Genomic DNA, 22,900 nt, shown 5'->3' with positions numbered 1-22,900 from the left:
GGGGTTGGACGCAAAGGGGGAGACAAAGAGGGGCACAGGGTGGGCGGGGAGCGTTGGACCCCGGGGGGCGGGGCCACCATTGGGTGTGCGGGCCCCGAAGCGCACCGCGTTGCGGCCCCTCGCCGTACCCGGTCCGACCTGGAGCGATCCGCGCCCGCGCGCCCCGCCCGGCCCCCGGTGGGAGACTGGTGCCCTGTCCCTGCCCGAACTCTCGACCGGGGGCCAGCATGTCCCTCCCGAGACCTCTCCACGCCCTCACCGCCGCGATCCTCGTCGTGGCGGCCACCCTGGGACCGGCCCGGTTGGCATCGGCGGCACCCGCCCAGGACCTCCCCTCCGCCGACCAGCTGAAGTCGGCGCTGTTCACCGCGGACGACCTCGGCCCCGACTACACCGAGCTCCCCTCCACCGAGAGCCCCGGCCCGAGCGAGAACCCCACCCCCGTCAGGGGCTGCGACGCGCTCAGCGCCCTGATCGACATGCACGCCACCGCGCCCGACCCCTCGACCCCGCACGCCGAGACCGAACTGGACGGCCCGGACGGCAACCCGGTGGTGACCCAGGCCCTCATCGCCGAGGACTCCGACAAGCTCACCGCCGACTTCAACACCGTCACCGACGCCATCAAGACCTGCCACGCCCTCACCTTCAACGACGGCACCGCCGACTCGGTGACCTTCACCGTCACCCCCGTCACCCTCGGCGACCGCCCCGACGCCCCCGCCGTCCGCCTCGACGGCACCCTCGCCGGCGTCCAACTCAACGCCTACGTCGGCATCGAGCGCTTCGGCACCGTCGGCATGGCCTTCGGCTTCTTCCAGCGCGAGGGCGCCGACTCCCAGACCGCCTCGATGCAGTACCGCACCGCCGTCGCCAAGGTCGAACACACCCTCGGCGCCACCGGCGGCAGCGCCACCCCACCCACCGCCGCTGCGACGGCGGGGATGTCCGTCTGATCGCGCCTGCTCCCGGTTCAGCTGGTCCCATTGGCCGGGCCGGAGCGGACATCCCGGCGCATGCCCAGGATCTCCGCGACGGCGTCCAGCCAGCGGGCGAGCAGCTGGTCGCCGTCGGTGGTGGTGACGGTGGTGGCGGCCGAGCTCAGCCACTCCCGGGCGAGTCGGGTCGGCTCCTCGCCGGGCAGCGGCTCGGCGAGGTCGGCGGCATAGCGGGCGCCACCAGCACGCACCACCTCGGCGAGGAACGCGAGCGAGCGGGGGAACACCCCCAGCCCGTCGGCGGCCAGCGCCGCGGCGATGGCGCCCTCGCGGAAGAGGGCCGTCCGGTGGGGACCGGCGAAGGCCAGGCCGTAGCGGAGCATGGCGGGCACGTCGAGCTGTCGCAGCTCGTCGTCCGTCTTGGGGTGGAAGCGGCCGTCAGTGCTCATCGGACGGTCACCGTGTAGGTGTTGCGCACGACCCGTTTCCTGCTCTCGTCGTCGCCGAGTTTCGGGTGGCTGCATAGTGTGCGATAGCAGTTGAAGAGGGTGATGGTGGTGGTCCCGTTGCCCTTCGCCTCAAAGGTGTAGTAGCGGATTCCGCCGATACCGTCCGCGGTTTCCGACGCTTCTGGGAGGTCGAGCACCTCGTCGACTCCGGTCACCACGGCGGCGTCCGGCTTCGGGGTGACGACGCGCCAGTAGTCGCCGTCCGAGGCGTTGTCCCGGACGGCGATCGTGAAGCGCTCGCCGATGGCGAGGCTCACCGAGCGTTCCTCCGCGCGAAGCACCCGGCCGCGGTCAAGTTCGTCCGACGCGCTGGCCGTCAGAGTGGCCGCCAGTACGACTGACAGCCCGACCGCCCGCAGGGGTGCCCTCGTGAGCACCTTCACCGGCCTGGTCACCTCGGCAGGTGGACGGCGTAGGCGGTTGGCACCCGGTGGTCCGCTGCCCGGTCCATGTGGCCGTTGATGAAGTCGTCCTCGCTGACCCAGGTGGTGAAGCCCCAGGGGTTGTAGATCTGCAGCATGTTGCCCTCCTGACCGACGATCAGCAGGGCGTGGCCCTCGCGCTTGCCGTCCTTGTCGTGGCCCTCGATCCCGATCGGGACTGGCTTTCCGTCGGCGACCGCCTTCTCGATGTCCGGCAGGATCTCACGCCGGGCGTTGTCGTCCGGCAGCTTCTTGTAGTCGAAGTCGGCGCCGGTATGCGGGCTGACCTCCTTCTCCAGCACCTGCCCCTTGCCGTCCGCCTCCATGCCCTTCTCGTTGCCATGGCCCTCCGTGTGCACACGGTGCTGCTCGTCCAGCAGTCGCTTCTGGAACGCCTCCGGGTCGTTCTCCTGGCCGGACGGGCCGCCGGTCAGGTCCAGCGCGTAGAGCGGGTCGACCATCGCCCGGGCGGTGATGGTGGAGGAGGCGACGCAGGTGTTCTCGCCGGCGTTTTCGCCGAGCTTCTGCCTCCATACGCCGGTGCCGAAGTTCACCACGTCCGTGTTCCTGTTGGATCCGTCGTCGTTGACTCCGCCGCTGGACTTGTCCTCGCTCTCGGTGTGAACGGGCGTCAGGTGCGTGCGTAGCCACTCCGGGTTCTTGCCGTGGATCTTGTTCTGGAAGGTGCGGATCTCGTCCAGGTTGTGACCGGCCGCCAGCGCCTTCATCAGATAGGCGCGCTCCTGCGGGGAGCCGGAGGCGGCGAGCAGCTTCTCGAAGTCCGCCCGGTCCTTGTCGTTCATCTTGTTGAGGTACTCGCCGGACCGCTTCATGTCGTTGGCGGTCAACAGCTCGTTCAGTTCGGTCGGGCCGTCCGGGCCGGAGGTCTCGGCCAGGACCAGCTTGTCCGCGCTGGTGACCCCGTTGATCACGGGCAACTTGCCGGCCCGGGCCTCGGACGCCAGCTTGTTGAGGTCACGGGCCGCCGCCCGTGTCGCCTCGTCGGCCTTCTTGGCGGCGTCGAGCATCGACTCGACGTGCGGTATGGCGGCCTGCTGCGCCTTCTTGCGCTTCGCCTCGTCGTCATCGTCCTCGAACCACTCGTCGAGCAGGCCTTCCCTCCCGCCGAGCTGGTTCAGCACCTGCTGGAGCTCGGAGCGCGCGGTGCTGTCCTGGCTCTGGGCGGCACGCAGCGCGTCCGCCAGGCTGTGCAGGGCGATCCCGCCGTTGTGGAGCGCCGTGGTCTGGCGGTCGAGTGCGCGGCCGGCGGCGTTCACGACCTCGGCCGCCTTTGCGCCGGTGTTGCCGGTCCAGACGTCCGGTAGGCCGGAGCCGGCGATCTTCACGACATCCTGGTGGAGGTGGTCCGAGTTGGCGGCCGCGTTCTTGAATCGGGTTCCGGCGGCCTCGATGGCACTCGGGGACCCGAGCGGCGCGTGGACGGCGAGGGCGCCCTTGATCGCGTCGATGAGGTCGTTCTTGGAGTCCGCCTCGCGGGTGTCCTTCAGCCGATCGCCCAGCGCCTTGTAGCGCTGAGTGGTGGATTCCTTTGCCATGTCGGTTCGTCAGCCCCCCCCTGATCCCCGTGGTGCCGTGTTCAGCCGAAGGGGCGGTAGTCGCCGGCGCCGGAGGCCGTCTCCCGGAGGCCGGCCACCGCAGCGCTCTCGGCCTTCTGGTAGTTGTGCGAGGAGAGGCGTACCTTGAGCGCCAGCTCGCTCAGGGCTCCCTGGATCACTGTGGTCTCGGACTGCCATGCGTTGCGGAAGTTCTGGTACGCCGGGTCGGCGTCCTCACCGCCGTACACGTTCTCGGCGAGGTTGACGGGGTCGATGGTCGCCGCGCGTATCTTGTCCTGGTCCAGGGACGCCTTGTCCAGCGCCTTCGCCTGCCCCTCGGCTCCGCCTGCCTGGATCGTGTAGCCCGTACCCTCCGCCATGGCCCCCACCCTGTGTGCTTCCCCCGTGCCGTCTGAATGACGGCCTTCGTGCACTCTACGTACGAGTTCGTGACCGGACCAGTCCGTATCGCGTCCGATGCGGCTACTGTTGCCGGTTCATGACGCACCGTCCGCGGCGTGGTGGCACCACCGGACCGGGCGAGGCCGATGTCGTCCTCGCCCCCTCGGTCTGGGGTCCGCGCCCTGCGAGGCGGCAGCCGAGGCAGTTCGGGTGGCCGTGGCGGCCGGCCGGGTCGCGGGTGCGCCAGTGGCGCAGGTGGGGTGGGCGGGGGCCGGTGGGTTTGCCCCAGCCCGCGAGGTGGAGCAGCCAGCTGGTGAGGCCGCCGAGCGCGGTGAGCGCTGCGCCGGCCCAGAGGCCGGGTGCGGAGCCGAGGACGAGGGCGAGGCCCGCGACCGCGAAGCCGAGGGTCGCGATGGCGGAGCCGGTCCAGCCCGCGACGGTGTGGCCCATGTCGTGGTCACCGTGTGCACTCATGGATCCTCCGTGGTGTGAGATGGGCAGGTGGCGGTGAACGAACGGGGTTCGACCGGGTCGATGCCCCCACTTCATTTATCTCACGAGATAAGTTACTTAGATGCTAAGGAGATCCTGGGTGAAGGGCAAGCCGCGCCCCCAGGCGACGCCCGAGCAGGCGCTGTACGCGATGGACCGGATGATCGCGTTGGCCCAGTTCGGCCAACAGGACATCGCCGCCAGGCTCGGGCTCAACGTCACCGACCTGACCTGCCTCGGCTTCGTCATCGAGGCGGCGCTCGCCGGCGAGTCGCTGGCCGCCGGCGACCTCGCCGAGCGGGCGCAGCTGACCACCGGGGCGGTGACCGGGGTGCTCAACCGGCTGGAGAAGACCGGGTACGCGCGCCGCGAGGCCGACCCGGGCGACCGGCGCCGGGTACGGGTGGTGATGGCGGACGACGCGCAGCAGCGCATCCTCCAGGCCTACGGCCCGTTCTACGAACGGATCGGCGCGCTGTTCGCCGACTACACGCCGGAGGAGACCGCCGTGATCGCCGACTGGTTCACCCGGGCGCGGACCGTCCTGGCCGAGTCGTTGGACGAGATCCGCGCCGGGACCCCGTAGCGGCGCGAAGCGCGCAGAGCCCCTGGTCCTCGGCCGCCGCCGAGTGCCAGGGGCTCTCCCGTACGTCCCGCGACCGGGCTACGGAAGGAACTTCACCTCCGGGAAGCGCGGCGAAGGCCCGTCCAGCAGGTGCCCGCGCCGGTGCCGCAGGTGCTGGTCGAAGAAGGCGAGCGGGTAGGCCTGCTGGATGAGCATCCCGCGCCCCGGGTCGAGGGTGCCGACCTGCTGCTGGATCTGCTGCTCGCTCATCCCGAGCAGCTTCCCCGCCTGCGGGATCAGCGTCATGTTGTCCCCGTACGAGGAGTGGACGGCGCCGTCGGCCTGGATGTTCAGCCGCCAGCCGCGCAGGTGGGTCCAGAAGGTCTCGGCGGCCGAGTCCGGGGTGCGGGGCCAGTCGGCGGTCATCATCAGGAACGGCCGGTCGAGGTCGGTGGTGATGGTCGGGATCATCGGTCCGTCGAGGCTCAGCCCGGCCCGGACGCGCGGGTCGACGACCGCCGTCTGGGCGGTGACGCTGCCGCCCTTCGACCAGCCGAACATGCCGATGCGCTGCGCGTCGGGGGCGCCGAGCAGGCCCTCGGGCAGCTCGCGCCGGTCGGCGTCGGGGTTGCGGCCGGCGGCGAGTTCCTCGACGCAGTCGAGCACGAAGCGGAAGTCCGGGACGTAGGCGCGCACGCCCGTGTCGACGTTCGGGTCCCTGGCCGGGGTGACCGGGGGGAGGCCGGGGAACTGGGTGAAGGCGTCGTGGGGGAGGTCGACGGTGACCACGAGGTAGCCGTGGCTGGCGAGCTCCTGGACGATGACCGTGTGGTCGCCCCGGTGGCTGTGTGCGCCGTGCGCGTAGACGACGACGGGCAGCCGGTGTCCGCTGCGGTGGACGGGTGCGCCCACGTGCCCGGCGGTGAGCGGGGCGAGGGTGGGCGGGAGCGGGAAGCCGACATCGTCGAGGAAGAGCCGCAGCGGGCCGTCGGCCAGCCAGGGGGCGAGCGGGAGTCCGTCCGCCTGCCGGGCCGGGTACCAGACGCTCGCCATCAGCTCGCGGAACTGGCCGGCCCCGGAAGCCGGGTCCGGCCGGGAGGTGTCGCGCAGGTGCAGGGCGACGGTGCCGACGGGGTGCGGGCCGGTGGGCGCGGGCAGGGTGAGCCGGCCGGTCGCGCTCCCGGAGGCGGAGGGCGAAGAGGCCCAGGAGGTGGAGGCCAGGCCGAGCGGGGCGGCGGCGCCCAAGGCCAGTGCGGTGCCCAGCACGCGACGGCGCGTCAGTCCGTTTGAGCCGGTGAACGGCGTGGTGTCCATGCACGGAACGGTGTCACGCGGCGCGGGCGGGCGGCATCGGTCCACCGATTGATCTCCCGGTCGCGCGCATTGGCCCACGGGTTTACATCCCCAGGCTGATGCGGGCGCCGGGCCGACGGCTAACCTCCGGGCATGACAGAGCGATTGAGCACCGTGGTGCTGATGTGCGGACTCCCGGGCGCGGGCAAGACCACCTACGCCAAGGAGTTGGAACGGCGCGGCTACGTCCGGCTCTCCATCGACGAGGTGGTCTGGCGGCGGATCGGCCGGCGCGACGCCGGCCGGGTGCTGGAGCCGGCGGCCTTCGACCGGCTGAAGGATCAGATCCGCAGCGAGCAGCGCCTGGAACTCGTCGAGTTGATGCGCGTCGGGCGGGATGTCGTGGTGGACTACAGCTTCTGGAACCGGGCCGCCCGGGACGACTACAAGGCGCTGGTGGAGAGCCACGGGTGCCGCTGGGAACTGGTCCACCTCAAGGCCGACCGGTCGACCCTGGAGGCCCGCCTCGCGGTGCGCAACGAGCAGCAGGGCGCCAACGCCGTCACCGTGGACGAGGAACTGCTCGGCCGCTACTTCGCCAACTTCGAGGAGCCGGTGGGGGAGGGCGAGCAGGTCCTCGTCCAGCCCGGGGCGTAGGCTCCCGCGGGCTGGACGCTTCGGCGCGAGCGGCGGCGGCCGTCAGTCCTCGGTCGTGGTGGTCTGGCGCTCCTGGCCGGTGTCGAAGTAGTGGTCGAGGTAGGCGTCCGCGTCGAGGTGGCTGTCGCGCAGGAGCGAGAACACCTCGTCGCCGTCGCCCGGGCGGCCCTCGGTGGCGAGGCGGTAGCACTGGGCCAACTCCAGGTAGTGGAGGCCGTTTTCGCTCGCGTAGATACGGGCCTCGTCCTCCGCCCTGGCGATGGCCTCGTCCATCGAGCCTGCCTGCCATAGCGTGAGCCGCTCCTCGTAGAGCGCGCCCTCCGAGGCGTCCCACTGGAACACGCACCGAACCGTGTACCAGGACTGCTCGTCGCCTTCGTTCGCCGTCGCCATGGTGATCTCCTTGAATGACCCGTCGAGTTGGGCAGAGAGAGTCATCACCATAGGGTGGAAATATATGAGTTTGCGCTCCGCACCAGCGCCCGCGCCTGCGGCCCGTCCATCGGGTGCGCGAACAGGTACCCCTGCCCCAGCGGGCACCCCATGGCCGCGAGCAGGTCGCGCTGGTCGGGGTGTTCGATGCCTTCGGCGATGACCTGGACGCCGAGGGTGTCGGCGATCCGGGTGATGCCCTCGACCAGGGCGTACTGCTGGGGGGAGTGGCCGAGGCCGTCGATGAAGGACTTGTCGATCTTGAGGATGGAGATCGGGAACTCGCGCAGGTACGACAGTGACGAGTAGCCGGTGCCGAAGTCGTCGATGGCGAGGCCGACGCCGAGGTCGCCGAGGGTGGCCATGTCGGCGCGCAGGCGGTCGTCGCGGCGCATCAGGACGGACTCGGTGAGCTCCAGGACCAGGGTGCGCGGGTCGATGGCCGAGGAGTCCAGGGCGCGGCGGACGACGTCCATGAAGCCGGCGTCGCGGAACTGGCGGGCGGAGACGTTGACGTTGACCCGCAGCGGCGGCCGTCCGGCGGCGGCACGGGGGGCGGAGCTGGTGGCGTGCCAGGCGGCGGCCTCCTGGACGGCGCGTTCCAGGATCCAGGCGCCGAGCGCGACGATCTGGCCGCTCTCCTCGGCGAGGGCGATGAACTCGTCGGGCAGCACCATGCCGCGCCGGTCGTGCGGCCAGCGGACCAGGGCTTCGAAGCCGACCAGGTCGCCCGTGCGCAGGTCGACGATCGGCTGGTAGTACAGCTGGAAGGCCGATTCCGCGATCGCCAGGTCCAGGTTCTCGTTCAGCTCGTGCCGTTCCACCAGCCCGGCCTGCAGCGCCGGCCGGTAGTGGCACCACTGGCGGCGCCCGGCCGCCTTGGCCGAGTAGAGCGCGAGGTCGGCGTGGGTGAGCAGTTCGGCCGCGTCCACGCTGTCCTCGGTGGTCGCCACGCCGATGCTGACGCTGACCCGGACCGCGCCCGCGCTCAGCTTGAACGGTTCGGCGAACACCGCCAGCACGGTGCCCGCGATGGTGTCCACGTCGCTGGGGCGCAGCGCGTCCTCGACCAGCACCGCGAACTCGTCGCCGCCGAGCCGGGCGGCGGTGTCCGAGCTGCGCAGCGCGGTGGAGATCCGCAGCGAGACGGCGACCAGCAGTTCGTCACCGACCGCGTGGCCCTGGGTGTCGTTGACGACCTTGAAGTCGTCCAGGTCGATGAAGAGCACCCCGGTGACGGCGCCGCTGCGCTCGCCGCGGGAGAGGGCATGGCCGACCCGGTCCTGGAACAGCACCCGGTTGGCGAGGCCGGTCAGTGAGTCGTGGAAGGCCCGGTGGGTCAGCTCGCGCTCCATCTGGCGCTGCTCGGTCACGTCGCGCAGGGTGAGCACCAGGCCGCCGACGGTCGGATCCTCGCGCAGGTCGGTGTAGCGGACCTCGGCCTCGATCGGGGTGTGGTCCAGGCGCAGCAGCCGCCAGTGCTCGCGCGGCTGGTCGCCGCGCGGCGGGTCGGCCGGGCCGCGCATCCGGGCCAGCGCCTTGCCGACGGCCCGGATGTCCTCGGGCGGGACGAGGTCGGTGAGCAGGGTGCCGTCCAGGCTGGGGTAGCCGAGCACCCGCTCGGCGGAGGAGGAGGCGTAGCGCACGCCGTCGTCGGCGTCGAGGATCAGGATGACGTCGCTGGCGTTCTGCACCAGGGTGCGGAAGTACAGCTCGCTGTTGCGCCGGGTGACCTCCCGGCTCAGCACCACCCGTTCGACGGCCAGTGCCGCCTGCGCGGCCAGGATCTCCAGCGAGCCCCAGAGGCTGGTCAGCTCCTGCTCGGTGCCGGTGACCACCAGCGCGCCGATCACCGGGTCGCCGGAGGGGCGTTCGGCCAGGGTGAGCGGGCAGACCAGGGCGGAGGGCATCCGGCCCGGGTGGGCGGGCAGGTTGACGGAGCCGACGGGCAGCAGCCGGGTCTCCCGGTCGGCGGCGAGGGCGAGCACCTCGTCGTCGGCGGCCGACGGCGCGGGGCGGTGCCGCGCCGGGTCCGGCCCGGCGCGCCGGACGTGCAGCACGCCCGACCGGCACCCTGACTCGCCCCCCGACTCGCCCCCCGAGCCGGCGCCGGTCTCGGCGACCGCGAGCAGGGCGAGGTGCCCGGGCTCCGCGGGCATCAGGGTGGAGGCGGCGGACTGGACGGCGTCCGCGACCTCCGCGACGGTGACGGCCGCGGTCAGCCGGGCGCCCGCCTCGCGCAGCGCCCGTTCCCGGGCCACCACCTGGCGTCTGGCGGCCACGACGACAGCCAACCGGGCCAGCACGAGCAGGTAGAGCAGGGCGGAGAAGGCACCGATCACGCCCGCGTTGCTGGTGTTCCCGGCCAGCGACTCGATGATCAGGATGGCGGGCGCGATGAGCGAGGCGAGGGTGAGCAGGACGAGCCGGGTGGCGGAGAGGTCCGGTTGCTGGGTGGGGACGGGTCTGGTCAGCTCGACCATCGAGGGGTGCAGCGCGGCCGCGCCCCAGGCGGTGTAGAAGGCGGCCCAGCCGAGGTCCACGCCGGTGCCGGTCTGCCAGGTGCCGTGCAGCTGGATCAGCCCGTAGAGGGTGTCGGAGGTGAGCAGGCCGAGGGCGCCGACGGTGAGCAGTCGCAGGGAGCGGGAGTTGCCGCCGCGGGGGGTCAACAGCCGCAACAGCAGGGCGAGCACGACCACGTCGCCGAGCGGGTAGGCGATCGAGACGGCCTTCTGGAGCCAGGTGAGGTCCGGGTTCCGGGCGTACGGGAGGATCAGGTAGATCCAGACCAGCAAGGCCAGGCCGAGGGTGATGATCAGCGCGTCCAGCAACCCGGCGCGGTCCTGACGGGCCGTTCGCCAGCGGATGAAGCCGAGCAGGCCGACCGCGTAGAGCAGGAACTCGGCGAGGTAGAAGCCGTCGGCGACGGACGGGAACGGGTTGTTGAGGTGCAGGACGTCGAGCTCGAAGATCTGGATCGCCTGGCCCGTGGTGAAGCTCAGGTTGGCGAGCGCCAGCAGGTACCAGAACAGTGGATGGCGTGGGCGGTGGAGCCGGACGCCGATCACGATGGCGGCGACGCAGCCGAGGCCGATGCCCGTCCACCAGATGACCCGTAACCCGGGGTCGGCGAAATAGATGCCGGTGAACAGCACCATCCAGAGCAGGTAGCAGGCCATCAGGCGTTGTCGCCGGCGAGTCAACGAGGCTACCTCCTCCACGACGTCACCCCGCCGGTCGGCCGGGGGAGTGCGGGCGAGGGCGGACTGTGCCGCTGTACGGGGGGTCAGTGCGCAGTGGTCGGCGCGGTGGTTGGCGGTATCGACGCGGCGTCGACGCGGTATCGATGTCGACGCGGTATCGATGCGGGATCGACGGGGCGGATCGGCGCACGACGCACCGGCGTCCGGCCTTGTCCTGCGACGGACGGTGTCGGTGTGCCCTGAGTGCGCATAGTCGAGAACGTCGCATCTCCCAGCATTCTGCCGCTTCATCACGAGGTCAAGCCGGTGGGCGACGCAGCCGACAGCGCACAGGGCGTACGAACGGATGTGAGCTCCCGAAGTCACGCCGTGGTGCGCAATGACGACGGTCAGTACGCGATCTGGCGGCGCTGACGGATCTGAACGTACGGGGCGCGGCGCACAGCGTGGAGGTGTCGGGAGGGGGAGGAGCTGGTCGGCGGAGTGTTCGGGGTGGCCGGCGGGTCGGTGCCGAGCCTGGACTCGATGCTCCACCGCCGCCCGGACGCCGCCCGGGGCGCGGTGGCCGACCTCGGGGCCCGGTTCGGCGCGGCGGGCGGGCGGCTGCTGGACGCCCAGTGGGACGGGCCGTACATCCGCAGCCTCGGGGCGGTGCCGATGGAGCGCTCCCGGTACCTCGCCGAGCTGGCCGGGGCCGTTTCGACGGGCCCGCTGAGGGGTGATCGACTGCCCGTCGCGCGGCTGGTCTGACCTGTGCTTTCGCGGCGTCTTGGCCTGTCTTCGACAAAATTATTCCTCGTCAGTAACATAGCGCCGCGTGTTCAAACCCTCGATAGGCAAGGCCGCGCCCGCCGCCCTGCTCACCCTCATCCTCGCCGGAACCGCCGCGTGCGGGCCGACCAGCCCCGGCAGCAGCCCGCAGGCCGCCGTCGAACCGGCCGCCGCCACCAGCACCGCCACCGACACCGGCACGGCCGCCGCCGGGGGCAGCCCGGCCGCCGCAGCGGCCGGCGGCACCCCGCGCGCCCGCGCCGGAGCCCCGGCCTCGGCTTCGGCCTCGGCCCGTCCGTCCGCGGGCACCGCGCAGGTCACCACCGCGCCGGCCGGCGACACGCAGGCCGCGATCGGCAGCCCCGGCAAGGACGGCGGCGCCGTCACGGCCGCGACCAAGGCCCTCCAGCTCACCGCGTACGACCCGGGGAAGGGCACGGCCGTCCTCACGGCCTCGGGCCCGACGGCCTCGCCTTCGGCTGCTCCCTCGGCGCCCGCCACCGCCACCGCCACCGCCACCGCCGCGGCCGCCGCCGTCCAGCCCGGCCAGCTGATCGCCAGCCCGCCCACCGCCGCCGCGCCGCAGGGCGCGCTGGTCGCCGTCACCGGCGTCAACCCGGGCGCGGGCAACACCCTCAACCTGACCACCCGCCCGGCCACCCTCTCCGAACTCCTCGGCGGCACCGAGGCGGACGGCCAGATCCCGGTCGACGTCCACGGCATCAAGATCACGCCGCTGGTCAAGGACCTCAAGGCGACCGTCGGCGCCGACCTGGGCGGTGTGCAGGCCGACGCCTCCGGCACCCTGGAGGTCAACGTCAAGGCCCCCGTGCCGCTGCCCGAGGGCGCCAGCCTGGACGCCTCCGGCTCCCTCCAGCTGCACCCGGCCGTCCACTTCGCCTACCACGGCGCGCAGGCCACCAGCCCGCGCACCGCCTCCATCGGCTTCGACCTCGGCGCCCACGCCCAGTGGAAGGTCACCGGCGACGTCGCCCGCAACACCGGCGCGGCGCCGATCCGGGTGCCCTTCGCGAAGCTGCAGGCCAGCCCCGTGCTGACCGTCGCGGGCCTGCCCGTGGTGGTCAACCTCGGCCTCACCTGCTACCTGGAGGTCAGCGCCGACGGCCAGGTCCACCTGGAGACCGAGCAGGACGCCACCGGCACCTGGGCCGTCCGCGCCGACTACACCGGCGGCAAGGGCTGGACCTCGGCCACCAACGCCGACACCAAGGTCTCCCCGGTCCACGTCCGCCTCAACGGCAAGGCCTCGGTCCGCGCCGCCCTCGGCGCCGAGGTCAGCCTCGGCCTGTACGACACCGTCGGTGTCGAGGCCACGGTCGCCCCCTACCTGAGCGCCAAGGCCGAGGGCTCCCTCGCCGTCGACGTGCCCGGCAACGGGCCGCAGGTGCAGGGCAGTTGGGCCCTGGTCGGCGGCATCGACCTGAACGGCGCGCTGACCGCCCACCTGAAGATCTTCGGTACCCCGATCATCGAGGGCAAGCTGCCGCTGCCGCCCTTCCACAAGGAATGGCCGCTGCTGGCGGGCTCGGCGTCCCTGCCGTCCCCGCGTCCGAGCAGCACCTGATCGATCTGATCGATCACAGCTGAGAGAGGAGTGGGAAGTCGGCCGGTCCGACTTCCCACTCCTCTCGTTTTCACGGTCCGCTGTCAGTCCTCGATCGCCTGGTAGACCGTGGTCCAGAAGTCGTGGATCAGCCGAGCCGAGTGCGGCACGGACATCCCGACCTGGGTGAGCACGATGCCGACGAGCCCGTTCTCCGGGTCGGCGTAGGTCGAGGTGCCGCTCCCGCCGTCCCACCCGAACTGGCCGACGGGCGCGTAGTCGCCGCGGTAGGTGCGCACCGCCATCCCGAAGCCCCAACCGCCGTGCTGACCCTGGCCGTACGAGAGGTGGACGTTGTCGCGGGCCAGGGCGGTGCGGGCGGCGGTCTGCTCGGGCGAGAGGCGGTTGGTGGTCATCAGCTCGACGGCGGGCCGGGACAGGATCCGCTCGCTCCCGTGCATCCCGTGGTTCAGCAGCATCCGGAAGTAGGCGTGGTAGTCGTCCACGGTGGAGACCAGCCCACCGCCGCCGCCGGGGAACGCCGGGGGCTCGCTCCAGCGTCCGTCCGCAGGTTCGTCCCAGACGGTGAACGCCCCGCTCTGCGGGTCGGGGGCGTACAGGGGAGGCAGCCGGTCGATCCCGTCGGCGGGCACGTGGAAGCCGGTGTCCTTCATCCCCAGCGGGCCGAAGACGCGCTCGCGCAGGAAGGTCTCGAACGGCCGGCCGGTGACCCGGGCGACGAGTACGCCGATGAGGTCGCTGGCGATGTGGTACTGCCAGGACTCCCCGGGCTGGTGCATCAGCGGAAGCGTGCCGAGGCGGCGCAGCCACTCGTCCGGCTCGGGCATCGGCGTCGGCAGATCGGGCGTGAGCCCCTGCTCGAAGACCGCGTTCATGATCGGGGTGCCCAGCGCCGTCATATCCATGCCGAGCCCGATTGTGCTGGTCAGCACATCCCGTACGGTGATCGGCCGGTGCGCCGGCACGGTGTCGTCCAGCGGGCCGTCGATCCGCTTCAGTACGCGCCGGTCGGCGAGTTCGGGCAGCCACTGCTCCACCAGGTCGTCCAGCCGCAGCCCGCACTCGTCCAGCAGGACCATCGCCGCCGCGATGGTGACGGGCTTGGAGGTGGAGGCCATCCGGAAGATCGTGTCCCGGCGCATCCGAGCGCCACCGTCGTGGCTCATCGTCCCGAGTGCTTCCACGTGCGTCTCGTCGCCCCGGCTGACGAGGGCGACGACCCCGGGGATCCTCCCGGAGTCCACGTGCCGGGCCAGCACGTCGCGCACCTTGCGCAGTCCTGCTTCCGAGAAACCGCCGTTGCTCTTCCCCATGATGGATCTCCCCCTACGTGAGTGTTCGGGAATCACTGAACGACGACGAAGCTACATTGCGTTCACAGATTCGTCAACGATAGAGAGTGGATGTATATCCGCCCATACAAGGTGTGTTGGCGCTCCGTTGCAATGGTTATGAGCTGAACGCAATGGTTGATCGGCGGCGTACGTTGCAATGAGTTGAGAGTGAACGCACGCCTCCCGATCACCCGCCCGATCCGGCTTCGGCGTCGCGGGTTGCCCGGTCCACTTGCCCGGCGGGCGCTCGGCTCTTCCCCCGGGCCCGAACGGCGGCGGCGACGAGGGCGAGGGTGATGGTGGCGATTCCCGACGCGGCCAACACCTGGCGGGGTCCGATAGCGGCGGTGAGGGGGCCGCCGAGGGCGGTGCCCGTGGGTGCGGCAGTGAGAAGGGCGGCGCTTCGGGCGGCCAGCACGGTGGTCAGCCAGGGTGCCGGGGTACGGTCCTGGAACAGGGTGAAGGACAGCGCGGTGAAGGGTCCGTAGATCAGGCCGCCCAACGCGAAGCAGCTGACGGAGACGGATGTCGGCACCCCCAGGCCGAAAGGTACGAGGGCCAGGCCCCAGCCGACGACGATGCCCAGGGTGACCGGCCAGAGCGGGAGCCTGCGCAGGGTGCCCACGGTCAGGGCGCCCAGAACGGCACCGACACCGAAGAGCGTCCAGTACAACCCGAGAAGGCTTGCGCCGGAATGGAGATCACCGGTGACATGTAGCGGGAGTGCGACCTCCACCGGTCCGTACAAGAGGTTGAAGAACCACGTCAGGGCGAGAACCCCGAGTAGTTCGGGCTGGCGGCACAACAAGTGCAGGCCGGCCGCCGAGCGGCCGGTGTCGATCGGCTCGGCCGTCGCGGCCTCCTCGGCCATGGAGCCCAGCCGTCCGACCTGCGCGGCGAGGATGGCGAAGGACACGGCATCGAGGCCGATGATCCAGGCGGGACTGACGACTGTCGCCAGGAAGCCGGCGAGTGCGGGACCGACGACGACGGACGCCGAACTGCTTGAGCTCGCCAGTGCGTTCGCGGCCAGGCGCTGCTCCGGCGGAAGCATCCGGGCGAGCAGCGCGTACTTTCCCGCGCTGCCCCAGGCATGCAGCACCGATGATCCGGCAAGCAGGACGACATAGAGGACCGGGTGCAGCACTCCCGTGGCCCAGGCCACGGGCACGCATCCGAGAAGCAGTGCGCGGACCCAACTGTCGGCGGCCAGCAGTCGCCGGGGAGGCAGACGACGCAGCCAACGGCCGAAGAGCAGCGAACCGGCGGCCCCCGGAAGCGCGTAGGCGGCGATCGCAGCGCCCACAACCAGCCCGGACTGGTCGGGAGGCGCGATCAGGACGGCCAGCCACGCCACGGTGACCACGCTCATCCCGTCGCCGAGGTCGGAGGCTGCCAGGGCTGGAAGGAGTCGCCGGAAGTCGCGATGGGCGAACAGCGGCCGATACGTCCGTGGCAGCAGGCGAGTGGCCGGCGGGAGAGTCACCTGGTCAGACTCGCGGCTCAAGCACGCTTGAGGTCAAGCGACTTCTGCGTTGCAGGGGGCCGGGACAATGGAGAGGAGTGGGAAGTCGGCGGGTCCGACGTCCCGCTCCGCGTCTTCCCGGGCTCGAACGCCTAGCCTGCCTGATGGACCAACGACGTTGAGGGGGCTGGCCGGTGGCGACTTACGTACTGATCCACGGTGGGGCTGCTGATTCCTGGTGCTGGGGGCCGCTGGCCGCCGAGTTGCGCGACCGGGGCCACGAGGTGGTCGCGCCCGACCTGCCGTGCGACGACGAGTCGGCCGGGCTTGCGGAGTACGCGGACGCGGTAGTCGAGGCGATCGGCGATCGTGGCCAACTCGTTGTCGTCGCACACTCGTTCGGCGGATTCACCGGTCCCCTGGTGTGCGACCGGGTGTCGGCGGACCTGCTGGTGATGCTCCAGGCCCAGGTGCCGGCCCCGGGAGAGTCGCCGGGTGCGTGGTGGGACAACACGGGGTACGGGCCGGCGCGGCGGGAGGCCGACCTGCGCAGGGGAATCACGGAGGGCGCCGAGGAGGACCCCCGCTCCTTCTTCCTGCACGACACTCCGGCCGACCTGGCCGCCGAGCTGCTGGCCGAGCACCAGCGGCACCAGGCGGCGACGCCGTTCGGGGAGCCGTGGCCGCTGGAGGCGTGGCCGAAGGTGCCCACCAGGTTCCTGATGGCGTCCGGGGACCGCTTCTTCCCGCCGGAGTTCATGCGGAGGGTGGTCGTCGAACGGCTCGGCTTCCAGCCGGATGAGATGCCCGGCGATCACCTCCCGATGCTCGGCCACCCGAAGGAGCTGGCCGAGCGCTTGGAGGCGTACCGCGCCGAGTCGTGAGCGACCCGGCGATTGCTCGGAGGAGGGGGAAGTCGGCCCGTCCGACTTCCCCCTCCCCAGCGGGGCCACGAGTCGACGTCCACGCCTGTGCAGCCCGAGGCGTTCCGTGGCCGGCATCTCCGCGAAGGTGGTCGCGCGCCGTCAGCTCGAACCCTGCCGAATAACAGAGTGCTGATACATGGCAGAACTCTGTTATTCTGGCGCCACTCAGCCACTCGCTCATGGAGGCACCCGTTGGCCAGCTGTGAACCGCTTGAGCACGTCGTCACCGGGTCCGGCCCGGGTCTGGTCCTGATCCACGGCACCGGCGCCGACGCGACCTCGAACTGGGGAGCTCTCATCGACGCGATGCGCGACCGGTACACCGTCGTCGCCCCGAACCTGCCCGGCGCCGGCGCCACTCCCGTCGACCCCGCACCGATCGACCTGGACGCACTCGCCGACCGGGTCGTCGCCACTGCCCGGGCTGCCGGACTGGACCGGTTCCACCTGGTCGGTCACTCGGTGGGTTCCGTCGTCTCCACGGCCGTGGCCGCCCGCCACCCTGATGCCGTGACCTCGCTCGTCCTGCATGCCGGATGGGTCAGAACGGGCCCGCGCGAGGCGTTCATGTTCGACCTGTGGGCGCGCCTGCTGCGTACCGACCCGGCCCTGCTGGCCCGTCAGTTGGTGCTCACCGCGATGGGGCCCGGTCTCCTCGGCGCCCTCGACGACACGCAGTTCGCCGAAATGGCTGCGGGCTTCACGGCCATGCTCGACGAGCGCATCCTGGGGCAGATAGAACTCGACACCCGAATCGACCTGCGTGACGCGGTGGGCCGGGTCACCGCGCCGACCCTCGTGGTGGCGAGCGCCGACGATCAGATCATCCCGCCCCACCACCAGCGCGAGCTGGCCGACGCCATCCACCAGGCCGACTACCTGGAGGTCCCCGGCGGCCACGGCCTGCCGTTCGAGGACCCGGTGCGGTTCTTCTCGATCGTCACGGAGTACGTGGACAAGCGCCAGGTTCAGGACCGGGCCTGAGGCAACGAACTGGGCCTCGCATTCGCACAACGCCCTCTGACGAGTGGGAAGTCGGCTCGGCCGACTTCCCACTGTCGTTTCATCGTGTCCGCGTTCCTGATCGGAGCGCCCTCACGAGACACCTGTGCGTGCGGCGAGTTCCCGTACGCCGGGCACCGTCACCGGTGCGTAAAGCAGGTCCGCCGTCAGTGCTCGTAGGGCAGGGCGGCGGACTTCTTCGGGCGCGACATGCTCAGGGAGCCCCAGTGCCCGTGCGATCAGCAAGATTGACGGTTCCGGGGGCCGAAGCCTGCCCGCTTCGATGCGGCTGATCGCGGACGCAGAGTAGCCACACGCCCGACCCAGCTGGGCCTGAGTCATCCGCCGTGCGCATCGGGCGGCCCTGATGACGGCCCCGATCTGGCGTTGGTGAAGCGACACCGCGCCGCCCTTCGACTGCAACGGACTGGCCACGCTACCGGCCGTGTCAGGTGGCCGGGCGGGGCGTGCAAGGAGTGTGCGAGGCACGCACACGGCGTGCGGGAGCGGCCCTACGGCATCCGCGTCCGGGCTGGCCCGGGGTTTCCTGGTCATGCCCGGCCGGCGCACCTCTGTCACTTCGCCCTGAAGGGAGACGCCATGAGTGCCATCCTGCTCTCCGAGTCGATCGTCGAGACCCGGTCCTGCGACACCCTCGCGCCCAGTACGCTGCTGGAGCGGGACGACGAGCCGAGCGCCCGCGCCTGCCCGGTCTGCGGATCGAGCGCCACCTACCAGACGATGAACGGCCGGTGGGGCTGCACCGTGTGCGTCGCCACCTGGGCCTGAGGCCCCCAGGGAGGACCCGATGGCGAACTGCGCGCAGTGCCGCACCGCGCCTGCGGTGATCGAAGACCTCGACGTGCAGCCGCCTCAGCCGTGGTGCCTCGGATGCGCCACCGCCCTCGTGCGGGCCGGTGATCCGGTGCTCAACTATCGCTCGATCGGCGGTGAGGGCGAGTACGAGCGCGTCCTTGTCAGCGGCAGCACTGAGGCCTTGCGTTTTCGCTGAGCGAAGCAAGCGGAGTGGGAAGTCGGCTTGGCCGGCTTCCCACTCCTTCTGTTTTATGGGGTTGTGGTGGGGCTTGAAGTGGGGTGTGGGGGCTGGTGGTGGTGGGAGGTGAGGGGGTAGGCCCAGGCGAGGAGCGCGAAGGGGAGGAGGGTGCAGAGGGTGGCGTGGCCCTCGCTATGGCCGGGTTCAGGTGGCATCGGGGGTAGTGGTCAGGTCGAGTTCGGCCCAGACGGTCTTGGAGTTGGGGTGGCGGGGGATGGTGCCCCATCGGTCGCAGAGGGCGTCGATGAGGGTGAGGCCGCGCCCGGACTGGGCGTTGGGGACGTGGACGGTCGGGAGGGCGGGGAGCCGGTCGCCTCGGCAGTCGCTGATCTCGATGCGGAGGGTGGTGCCCCGGCGCGCGGTGGTGGTGAGGGCGAGGTGAAGTTCGAAGCCGCGCCCCGGAACGCGTCCGTGCGTGATCGCGTTCGCGGCGAGCTCCGCGACGATGAGGAGGGCGGAGTAGAACGGCTCGGTGTGCGTGGAGTTCAGCCCCCAGGTGGTGAGTTGACGTCTGGCGATGCGTCGGCAGATGGCGGCGCCCTTGGGCGTGCCGGCGAGGACGGTGGTGTGACTGCGGGGGCTGTCGAGGGGGATTTCGGTCGTCATGGGAGAAAGCGTGGCGGCCTGGACGTACGCTGACCATGGCTTCGGCAGGCACTCACTGTGCCTGTGCGGATGCGGAGGGTTTGCCTGTCGGGCGGCCCGGATCAATCGATCGAAAGGGCGGGTGATTGCCGTGGGTGGCGTCGAGCGCACGGTCTTCGACGACGGCGAGACGGCGGAGAACTCCGACGGCGTCGCGGAGTTCTACAGCGCAGTCGGGAAGCTGATCAAGCTCTTCCGGGAGCGGGCCGGAATCACGCAGAAGCAGCTGGCCAAGATGAGCGGCTACAGCGAGGACCTGGTCAGCGCGATCGAACGGGGAATTCGGACCCCGAGAGTCGAGTACCTGACGGTCATTGACGATCTCCTCAATGCAGGCGGTGCGTTGAGGGTCGTCGCGGACGACGTGATGAAGGCGAAGATCCGGGTCAGCGAGCGGCACCCGGCCTTCTCCAAGGCCTTCACGTCGGAGGAAAACCGAGCCATCGAGATCCACGAGTACAGCACGATGGTGATCCCGGGGCTGCTGCAGATTGAGGCGTACATCCGAGCCCTGTACGAGATGCGTCGGCCGCTGCTCTCGCCAGAGCAGATCGACGAGTGGGTGGCGGCGCGACTCGCTCGGCAGGAAATCCTGAGCCGCTGGCCCGTGCCGGTCGTGACGTGGGTGATCGACGAGAGCGTACTCCGTCGCCCCCTGGGTGGCTGGGACGTCCACAAGGAACAGCTCCGGCACCTGCTCAAAGTGGGCCAGATGCGAGGTCCCGAAATCCAGATCATGCCGCTCGACCGGATGTGTCACGCGGGAATGGGTGGCTCGTTCACCATCCTCACGCCGCCCAATCGTCCGCAGATTGGGTACGCGGCGGCGCAGCACGTGAATCGGTTGATCACGGATCCGGTGGAAGTCCGTAATATGGCCGCACGGTACAGCAGCATCCGGGCTCAGGCCCTGGGGCTGAGGGAGTCCCTGGCCCTGATCGAAGCGATTCTGGGAGAGCGGTAGTCATGGCCGAGCTGGCGTGGTTCAAGAGCAGCTACAGCACCAACGAAGAGGCCCAGTGCGTCGAGGTCGCCGAGACGCCCGGTGTCGTGCACGTGCGTGACTCCAAGGACAAGAGTGGCCCCCAGCTGGCCTTTGAGCCGGCCGCTTGGAAGGCGTTCGTGATGTTCGCCGCCACCGCCGAGGTCTGATCGGACCTCCTCTCAACGGCCCACCGTCTTCCGGGCGGCGGGCCGTTGGCGTAGCGTCAGAAGACATGGAACTCGCCTGGTTCAAGAGCACCTACAGCGGCAACGAGGGCGGCGAGTGCGTCGAAGTCGCCTGGCGTAAGAGCAGCTACAGCGGCAACGAGGGCGGCGCCTGCGTCGAGGTAGCCGAGACCCCCGGTGTCGTCCTCGTCCGTGACTCCAAGGACAAGAGCGGGCCCCAACTGACCTTCGAGCCCGCCGCCTGGAAGGCGTTCGTGTCGTTCGCCGCAACGGCCGAGGTCTGACCGGATCTCCTCTATCCTGCCGCCATGTTGTCCGTGGTGGTGGCCCCCTGGGCCAGCGACGCTGAGCCGGTGTTCACGCATGCGCCGGACGAACTGCACGATGCTGCAAGCACGATGAAGATCGCGGTGCTCGCCGCACTCACCCGCAGTGGGGCGAACCTCGATGCCGAGGTGCCGGTCGTCAACCATTTCGCGTCCGTCGTGGGTGGGGAGTTCGGTAACGATCCGGACTGGGACAGCGATCCGCTGCCCTGGGAGCTCCTCGGCACCCATGTCCCACTCCGCCTGCTCGCCGAGCGGATGATCACCCACTCCTCGAACCTCGCCACCAACCTCTGCCTGGCCCGTACCGACCAGCGGGCCGTGGCCGAGGTCTGGCGCCAGGCGGGAGCCACCCGCAGCGCGAGCCCGCGCGGGATCGAGGACTACGCGGCGCGCGCCGCAGGCATTCACAACCGGGTCAGCGCCCGCGATCTCGTGCGCCTCCTGCACTCGCTGGCCGACGAGCCGGAGCTGCTGGGGCTACTGGAGCGCAACGACTTCCGGGTGGACCTCGCCGCAGGCCTCCCGCCGGGCACCCGGATCGCGTTCAAGAACGGCTGGGTCCCCGGCGCCCGGCACTGCGTCGGCCTGGTCCACCCGTACGACTGCCCGCCATACTTGATCGCGGTCTGCTACACCGGCCCGCTCGCCTCCGGCGCGGACCGCGACGACCCGGCGGCCCGGCTGCTGGCCCGCGTCTCGGCGGCGGTCTGGAAACGGCGCAAGGAAATCACCGTTCCGCGAGGGCCTGAAGTCCCTCCAGCGCCAGTTCGTTGAGCAGGTTGATCCTCACGAACTCCTCGTGCCCGGCGAGTTCGAAGTGCCGCTGGTCGAGCGCGAGCAGCCGCCCGCCCGGGTCCAGCCGCTCGCGCTCCACGGCCTCGTGCAGTTCGAGCATGCGGAACAGGGGTGCCACCGACACCGTGCCCTCCGAACGATCGCCGATCCGGACGACCGCCAGCGTGCGACGCGGCCCAGCGCGGGCACAACCCCGCGCTGGGCCGACGGCGGGTTCAGTACGGCTTGACCATCACGTGGGCGGCGCCCGGGATGCCGACCTTCAACAGCTCGTCCTCCTCCGCCGTCGTCTCCGTCCCCGTCTCCTGCTTGAGGATCGCCCGGGACATCGCCTGCACCCACATGGCGCGCGGCCGGCGCCGCTCCTCCCACGCCGCGAGCGCGGCCGGGACGGAGTCCGCCGCGTCCAGGCTCTCGGCCAGCACCACGGCGTCCTCGACGGCCATGGCGGCGCCCTGGGCCAGGTGAGGGGTGGAGGCGTGGGCGGCGTCGCCGGCCAGGGCGGTCCGGCCGACGTGCCAGGGTTCCTCGACGGTGACCTGGGAGATGCGGGAGTAGACCACGGCCGCCGGGTCGGTGACCTGGGCGAGGGCTTCGGCGATCGGGCCGCCGAAGCCGGCCAGCCGCTTCCGCAGCTGCTCGTGGGCGGTCGACGGGTCCGGGCGGAAGTCCTCGGCCTCGGCGAACACCGCGCCCAGGTACATGAGTTCGTCGCTGATCGGGGTGAGCAGCGCCTTGGCCTTGAGGTTGCCCGCCGACATCACCACGCCCTGGACCTCGGGCGAACGGGGCAGCGTGACGCGCCAGTTGGCGAAGCCGGTGTACTCGGGGGAATACTTCTCCCCGTAGAGGTGCCTGCGCAACGGTGAGCCGATGCCGTCGAAGCCGACGACCAGGTCGTAGCGGCCGCCGTGCCCGTCGCTGAGGGCGACATCAACGCCGGAACCGTCCTCCTTCACCGACTCGATCGTCGTCCCGAAGCGGACGACGGCGCCTGCGGAGGTCGCCGCGGCGGCGAGCACCCGGGCCAGGGCGGGGCGCGGGATGCCGTTGTTGGCGGGGGCGTCACCCATCCGGGGCTGGGGGATCCGGGCGAGGGTGGCGCCGGCCGGGTCGCAGATGGTCAGCACCTCCCACTCGAAGCCGACGGCCAGGCACTCGTCCAGCACGCCGATCTCTCGCATCACGTGCAGGGCGTTGGAGGGCTGGACGATGCCGACGCCGAGCGCCTCCAGCCGGTCGCGCAGTTCGGCGACCTCGACGTGGTGGCCGCGGCGGGCGAGGGCGGTGGCGAGGGTGAGGCCGCCGATGCCGCCGCCGTGGACGAGGACGCGCAGAGGTGTGGTCATGAGGGG

At 70.9% G+C, this 22,900-nt stretch carries 27 protein-coding genes; 13 read left to right on the top strand and 14 right to left on the bottom strand.

Translation table 11 applies throughout. From position 1 onward, the window contains the following. The first annotated feature begins 227 nt into the window (after nucleotides 1-227). A complete protein-coding gene (locus tag ACFQ87_RS07585) occupies nucleotides 228-956 on the top strand; it encodes a hypothetical protein (protein WP_380609644.1) in 729 nt (242 codons plus the stop codon). A 17-nt stretch (nucleotides 957-973) separates the two neighbouring features. On the opposite strand, the gene ACFQ87_RS07580 is transcribed toward ACFQ87_RS07585, so the two are convergent. The 5 genes from ACFQ87_RS07580 to ACFQ87_RS07560 all read right to left on the bottom strand — a co-directional run bounded on the left by ACFQ87_RS07580 (nucleotide 974) and on the right by ACFQ87_RS07560 (nucleotide 4,301). Continuing rightward, entirely contained in the window at nucleotides 974-1,387 is a 414-nt protein-coding gene (locus ACFQ87_RS07580) for a hypothetical protein (RefSeq protein ID WP_380609643.1), read from the bottom strand. Next, nucleotides 1,384-1,704: a protease inhibitor I42 family protein gene (locus tag ACFQ87_RS07575; RefSeq protein ID WP_380609642.1), complete on the bottom strand. Its 321-nt coding sequence runs from the start codon at nucleotides 1,702-1,704 to the stop codon at nucleotides 1,384-1,386. The genes ACFQ87_RS07580 and ACFQ87_RS07575 overlap by 4 nt, the downstream gene beginning before the upstream one ends. Before the next feature lie 134 nt (nucleotides 1,705-1,838). Further along, entirely contained in the window at nucleotides 1,839-3,425 is a 1,587-nt protein-coding gene (locus ACFQ87_RS07570) for a peptidoglycan-binding protein (RefSeq protein ID WP_380609641.1), read from the bottom strand. A 41-nt stretch (nucleotides 3,426-3,466) separates the two neighbouring features. Beyond that, nucleotides 3,467-3,805 carry a hypothetical protein gene (locus ACFQ87_RS07565; protein ID WP_380609640.1) on the bottom strand — a complete coding sequence of 113 codons (339 nt, stop codon included), beginning with the start codon at nucleotides 3,803-3,805 and terminating at the stop codon, nucleotides 3,467-3,469. Nucleotides 3,806-3,908: 103 nt separating this feature from the next. Continuing rightward, nucleotides 3,909-4,301, bottom strand: a complete 393-nt coding sequence (locus ACFQ87_RS07560) for an HGxxPAAW family protein (RefSeq protein ID WP_380609639.1) — start codon at nucleotides 4,299-4,301, stop codon at nucleotides 3,909-3,911. 118 nt (nucleotides 4,302-4,419) lie between these two features. On the opposite strand from ACFQ87_RS07560, the gene ACFQ87_RS07555 reads away from it, so the two are divergent. Continuing rightward, entirely contained in the window at nucleotides 4,420-4,905 is a 486-nt protein-coding gene (locus tag ACFQ87_RS07555; protein ID WP_380609638.1) for a MarR family transcriptional regulator, read from the top strand. Between the two features lie 78 nt (nucleotides 4,906-4,983). On the opposite strand, the gene ACFQ87_RS07550 is transcribed toward ACFQ87_RS07555, so the two are convergent. Further along, entirely contained in the window at nucleotides 4,984-6,198 is a 1,215-nt protein-coding gene (locus ACFQ87_RS07550) for an alpha/beta hydrolase family protein (protein WP_380609637.1), read from the bottom strand. 132 nt (nucleotides 6,199-6,330) lie between these two features. Between ACFQ87_RS07550 and ACFQ87_RS07545 the strand changes: the two genes are divergently transcribed. Next, on the top strand, nucleotides 6,331-6,834 hold the full coding sequence (locus ACFQ87_RS07545; RefSeq protein WP_380609636.1) for an AAA family ATPase: 504 nt from the start codon (nucleotides 6,331-6,333) through the stop codon (nucleotides 6,832-6,834). A gap of 42 nt (nucleotides 6,835-6,876) precedes the next feature. Here the strand turns inward: ACFQ87_RS07545 and ACFQ87_RS07540 are convergent, their stop codons facing one another. Both ACFQ87_RS07540 and ACFQ87_RS07535 read right to left on the bottom strand, forming a co-directional pair. After that, a complete protein-coding gene (locus ACFQ87_RS07540) occupies nucleotides 6,877-7,272 on the bottom strand; it encodes a hypothetical protein (protein WP_380609635.1) in 396 nt (131 codons plus the stop codon). Further along, nucleotides 7,272-10,469, bottom strand: a complete 3,198-nt coding sequence (locus tag ACFQ87_RS07535) for a putative bifunctional diguanylate cyclase/phosphodiesterase (RefSeq protein ID WP_380609634.1) — start codon at nucleotides 10,467-10,469, stop codon at nucleotides 7,272-7,274. The genes ACFQ87_RS07540 and ACFQ87_RS07535 overlap by 1 nt, the downstream gene beginning before the upstream one ends. Nucleotides 10,470-10,940: 471 nt before the next feature. On the opposite strand from ACFQ87_RS07535, the gene ACFQ87_RS07530 reads away from it, so the two are divergent. Further along, complete coding sequence (locus tag ACFQ87_RS07530) at nucleotides 10,941-11,219, top strand: hypothetical protein (RefSeq protein WP_380609691.1); 279 nt, start codon at nucleotides 10,941-10,943, stop codon at nucleotides 11,217-11,219. A gap of 67 nt (nucleotides 11,220-11,286) precedes the next feature. After that, entirely contained in the window at nucleotides 11,287-12,825 is a 1,539-nt protein-coding gene (locus ACFQ87_RS07525; RefSeq protein ID WP_380609633.1) for a hypothetical protein, read from the top strand. A gap of 83 nt (nucleotides 12,826-12,908) precedes the next feature. Here ACFQ87_RS07525 and ACFQ87_RS07520 read toward each other — a convergent pair whose 3' ends face one another. Both ACFQ87_RS07520 and ACFQ87_RS07515 read right to left on the bottom strand, forming a co-directional pair. Beyond that, nucleotides 12,909-14,138 carry a serine hydrolase domain-containing protein gene (locus tag ACFQ87_RS07520; protein ID WP_380609632.1) on the bottom strand — a complete coding sequence of 410 codons (1,230 nt, stop codon included), beginning with the start codon at nucleotides 14,136-14,138 and terminating at the stop codon, nucleotides 12,909-12,911. 208 nt (nucleotides 14,139-14,346) lie between these two features. Further along, nucleotides 14,347-15,645 carry an MFS transporter gene (locus ACFQ87_RS07515; protein WP_380609631.1) on the bottom strand — a complete coding sequence of 433 codons (1,299 nt, stop codon included), beginning with the start codon at nucleotides 15,643-15,645 and terminating at the stop codon, nucleotides 14,347-14,349. A 173-nt stretch (nucleotides 15,646-15,818) separates the two neighbouring features. Here ACFQ87_RS07515 and ACFQ87_RS07510 point away from each other — a divergent pair, with 173 nt between their 5' ends. Together ACFQ87_RS07510 and ACFQ87_RS07505 are read left to right on the top strand one after the other, a co-directional pair. Beyond that, on the top strand, nucleotides 15,819-16,508 hold the full coding sequence (locus tag ACFQ87_RS07510; protein WP_380609630.1) for an alpha/beta fold hydrolase: 690 nt from the start codon (nucleotides 15,819-15,821) through the stop codon (nucleotides 16,506-16,508). A gap of 234 nt (nucleotides 16,509-16,742) precedes the next feature. Next, nucleotides 16,743-17,534 carry an alpha/beta fold hydrolase gene (locus tag ACFQ87_RS07505; RefSeq protein ID WP_380609629.1) on the top strand — a complete coding sequence of 264 codons (792 nt, stop codon included), beginning with the start codon at nucleotides 16,743-16,745 and terminating at the stop codon, nucleotides 17,532-17,534. A gap of 111 nt (nucleotides 17,535-17,645) precedes the next feature. Here the strand turns inward: ACFQ87_RS07505 and ACFQ87_RS07500 are convergent, their stop codons facing one another. Next, a complete protein-coding gene (locus ACFQ87_RS07500; RefSeq protein WP_380609628.1) occupies nucleotides 17,646-18,107 on the bottom strand; it encodes a helix-turn-helix domain-containing protein in 462 nt (153 codons plus the stop codon). Between the two features lie 45 nt (nucleotides 18,108-18,152). Here ACFQ87_RS07500 and ACFQ87_RS07495 point away from each other — a divergent pair, with 45 nt between their 5' ends. Then, nucleotides 18,153-18,341, top strand: coding sequence for a hypothetical protein (locus tag ACFQ87_RS07495; protein ID WP_380609627.1), 189 nt, complete (start codon nucleotides 18,153-18,155; stop codon nucleotides 18,339-18,341). Nucleotides 18,342-18,360: 19 nt separating this feature from the next. Next, nucleotides 18,361-18,564 (top strand): hypothetical protein, encoded by a 204-nt coding sequence (locus ACFQ87_RS07490; protein ID WP_380609626.1) that lies wholly within the window; start codon nucleotides 18,361-18,363, stop codon nucleotides 18,562-18,564. Nucleotides 18,565-18,750: 186 nt separating this feature from the next. Here the strand turns inward: ACFQ87_RS07490 and ACFQ87_RS07485 are convergent, their stop codons facing one another. Beyond that, the gene (locus tag ACFQ87_RS07485) at nucleotides 18,751-19,212 is read right to left on the bottom strand and encodes an ATP-binding protein (RefSeq protein ID WP_380609625.1); all 462 of its coding nucleotides are present in this window, start codon (nucleotides 19,210-19,212) and stop codon (nucleotides 18,751-18,753) included. Between the two features lie 10 nt (nucleotides 19,213-19,222). Here ACFQ87_RS07485 and ACFQ87_RS07480 point away from each other — a divergent pair, with 10 nt between their 5' ends. The 4 genes from ACFQ87_RS07480 to ACFQ87_RS07465 all read left to right on the top strand — a co-directional run bounded on the left by ACFQ87_RS07480 (nucleotide 19,223) and on the right by ACFQ87_RS07465 (nucleotide 21,524). Beyond that, entirely contained in the window at nucleotides 19,223-20,215 is a 993-nt protein-coding gene (locus ACFQ87_RS07480; protein WP_380609624.1) for a Scr1 family TA system antitoxin-like transcriptional regulator, read from the top strand. A 2-nt stretch (nucleotides 20,216-20,217) separates the two neighbouring features. Next, complete coding sequence (locus ACFQ87_RS07475; protein ID WP_380609623.1) at nucleotides 20,218-20,403, top strand: DUF397 domain-containing protein; 186 nt, start codon at nucleotides 20,218-20,220, stop codon at nucleotides 20,401-20,403. Between the two features lie 65 nt (nucleotides 20,404-20,468). Continuing rightward, complete coding sequence (locus ACFQ87_RS07470) at nucleotides 20,469-20,705, top strand: DUF397 domain-containing protein (RefSeq protein ID WP_380609622.1); 237 nt, start codon at nucleotides 20,469-20,471, stop codon at nucleotides 20,703-20,705. A 24-nt stretch (nucleotides 20,706-20,729) separates the two neighbouring features. After that, nucleotides 20,730-21,524: a serine hydrolase gene (locus tag ACFQ87_RS07465; RefSeq protein WP_380609621.1), complete on the top strand. Its 795-nt coding sequence runs from the start codon at nucleotides 20,730-20,732 to the stop codon at nucleotides 21,522-21,524. Here the strand turns inward: ACFQ87_RS07465 and ACFQ87_RS07460 are convergent. Both ACFQ87_RS07460 and ACFQ87_RS07455 read right to left on the bottom strand, forming a co-directional pair. Beyond that, nucleotides 21,478-21,669 (bottom strand): hypothetical protein, encoded by a 192-nt coding sequence (locus ACFQ87_RS07460; RefSeq protein WP_380609620.1) that lies wholly within the window; start codon nucleotides 21,667-21,669, stop codon nucleotides 21,478-21,480. The two genes, ACFQ87_RS07465 and ACFQ87_RS07460, sit on opposite strands and share 47 nt — an antisense overlap. Nucleotides 21,670-21,760: 91 nt before the next feature. After that, nucleotides 21,761-22,894: an FAD-dependent monooxygenase gene (locus ACFQ87_RS07455; RefSeq protein ID WP_380609619.1), complete on the bottom strand. Its 1,134-nt coding sequence runs from the start codon at nucleotides 22,892-22,894 to the stop codon at nucleotides 21,761-21,763. Nucleotides 22,895-22,900: the final 6 nt, after the last annotated feature.

The organism is Kitasatospora sp. NPDC056531 (genome assembly GCF_042794375.1).
Taxonomy (GTDB): Bacteria; Actinomycetota; Actinomycetes; order Streptomycetales; family Streptomycetaceae; genus Kitasatospora.
The sequence above is the reverse complement of the archived record's forward strand: the minus strand, read 5'-3'. Positions and strand labels throughout refer to the sequence as shown.

What these genes read in the sequence shown, in the direction of transcription:
- ACFQ87_RS07570 (WP_380609641.1), bottom strand. Translation starts at nt 3,425, where the DNA reads ATGGCAAAGGAATCCACCACTCAGCGCTACAAGGCGCTGGGCGATCGG.
- ACFQ87_RS07485 (WP_380609625.1), bottom strand. Translation starts at nt 19,212, where the DNA reads ATGACGACCGAAATCCCCCTCGACAGCCCCCGCAGTCACACCACCGTC.
- ACFQ87_RS07455 (WP_380609619.1), bottom strand. Translation starts at nt 22,894, where the DNA reads ATGACCACACCTCTGCGCGTCCTCGTCCACGGCGGCGGCATCGGCGGC.
- ACFQ87_RS07560 (WP_380609639.1), bottom strand. Translation starts at nt 4,301, where the DNA reads ATGAGTGCACACGGTGACCACGACATGGGCCACACCGTCGCGGGCTGG.
- ACFQ87_RS07565 (WP_380609640.1), bottom strand. Translation starts at nt 3,805, where the DNA reads ATGGCGGAGGGTACGGGCTACACGATCCAGGCAGGCGGAGCCGAGGGG.
- ACFQ87_RS07550 (WP_380609637.1), bottom strand. Translation starts at nt 6,198, where the DNA reads ATGGACACCACGCCGTTCACCGGCTCAAACGGACTGACGCGCCGTCGC.
- ACFQ87_RS07495 (WP_380609627.1), top strand. Translation starts at nt 18,153, where the DNA reads ATGAGTGCCATCCTGCTCTCCGAGTCGATCGTCGAGACCCGGTCCTGC.
- ACFQ87_RS07465 (WP_380609621.1), top strand. Translation starts at nt 20,730, where the DNA reads ATGTTGTCCGTGGTGGTGGCCCCCTGGGCCAGCGACGCTGAGCCGGTG.
- ACFQ87_RS07545 (WP_380609636.1), top strand. Translation starts at nt 6,331, where the DNA reads ATGACAGAGCGATTGAGCACCGTGGTGCTGATGTGCGGACTCCCGGGC.
- ACFQ87_RS07500 (WP_380609628.1), bottom strand. Translation starts at nt 18,107, where the DNA reads ATGACCAGGAAACCCCGGGCCAGCCCGGACGCGGATGCCGTAGGGCCG.
- ACFQ87_RS07470 (WP_380609622.1), top strand. Translation starts at nt 20,469, where the DNA reads ATGGAACTCGCCTGGTTCAAGAGCACCTACAGCGGCAACGAGGGCGGC.
- ACFQ87_RS07580 (WP_380609643.1), bottom strand. Translation starts at nt 1,387, where the DNA reads ATGAGCACTGACGGCCGCTTCCACCCCAAGACGGACGACGAGCTGCGA.
- ACFQ87_RS07490 (WP_380609626.1), top strand. Translation starts at nt 18,361, where the DNA reads ATGGCGAACTGCGCGCAGTGCCGCACCGCGCCTGCGGTGATCGAAGAC.
- ACFQ87_RS07585 (WP_380609644.1), top strand. Translation starts at nt 228, where the DNA reads ATGTCCCTCCCGAGACCTCTCCACGCCCTCACCGCCGCGATCCTCGTC.
- ACFQ87_RS07475 (WP_380609623.1), top strand. Translation starts at nt 20,218, where the DNA reads ATGGCCGAGCTGGCGTGGTTCAAGAGCAGCTACAGCACCAACGAAGAG.
- ACFQ87_RS07520 (WP_380609632.1), bottom strand. Translation starts at nt 14,138, where the DNA reads ATGGGGAAGAGCAACGGCGGTTTCTCGGAAGCAGGACTGCGCAAGGTG.
- ACFQ87_RS07540 (WP_380609635.1), bottom strand. Translation starts at nt 7,272, where the DNA reads ATGACTCTCTCTGCCCAACTCGACGGGTCATTCAAGGAGATCACCATG.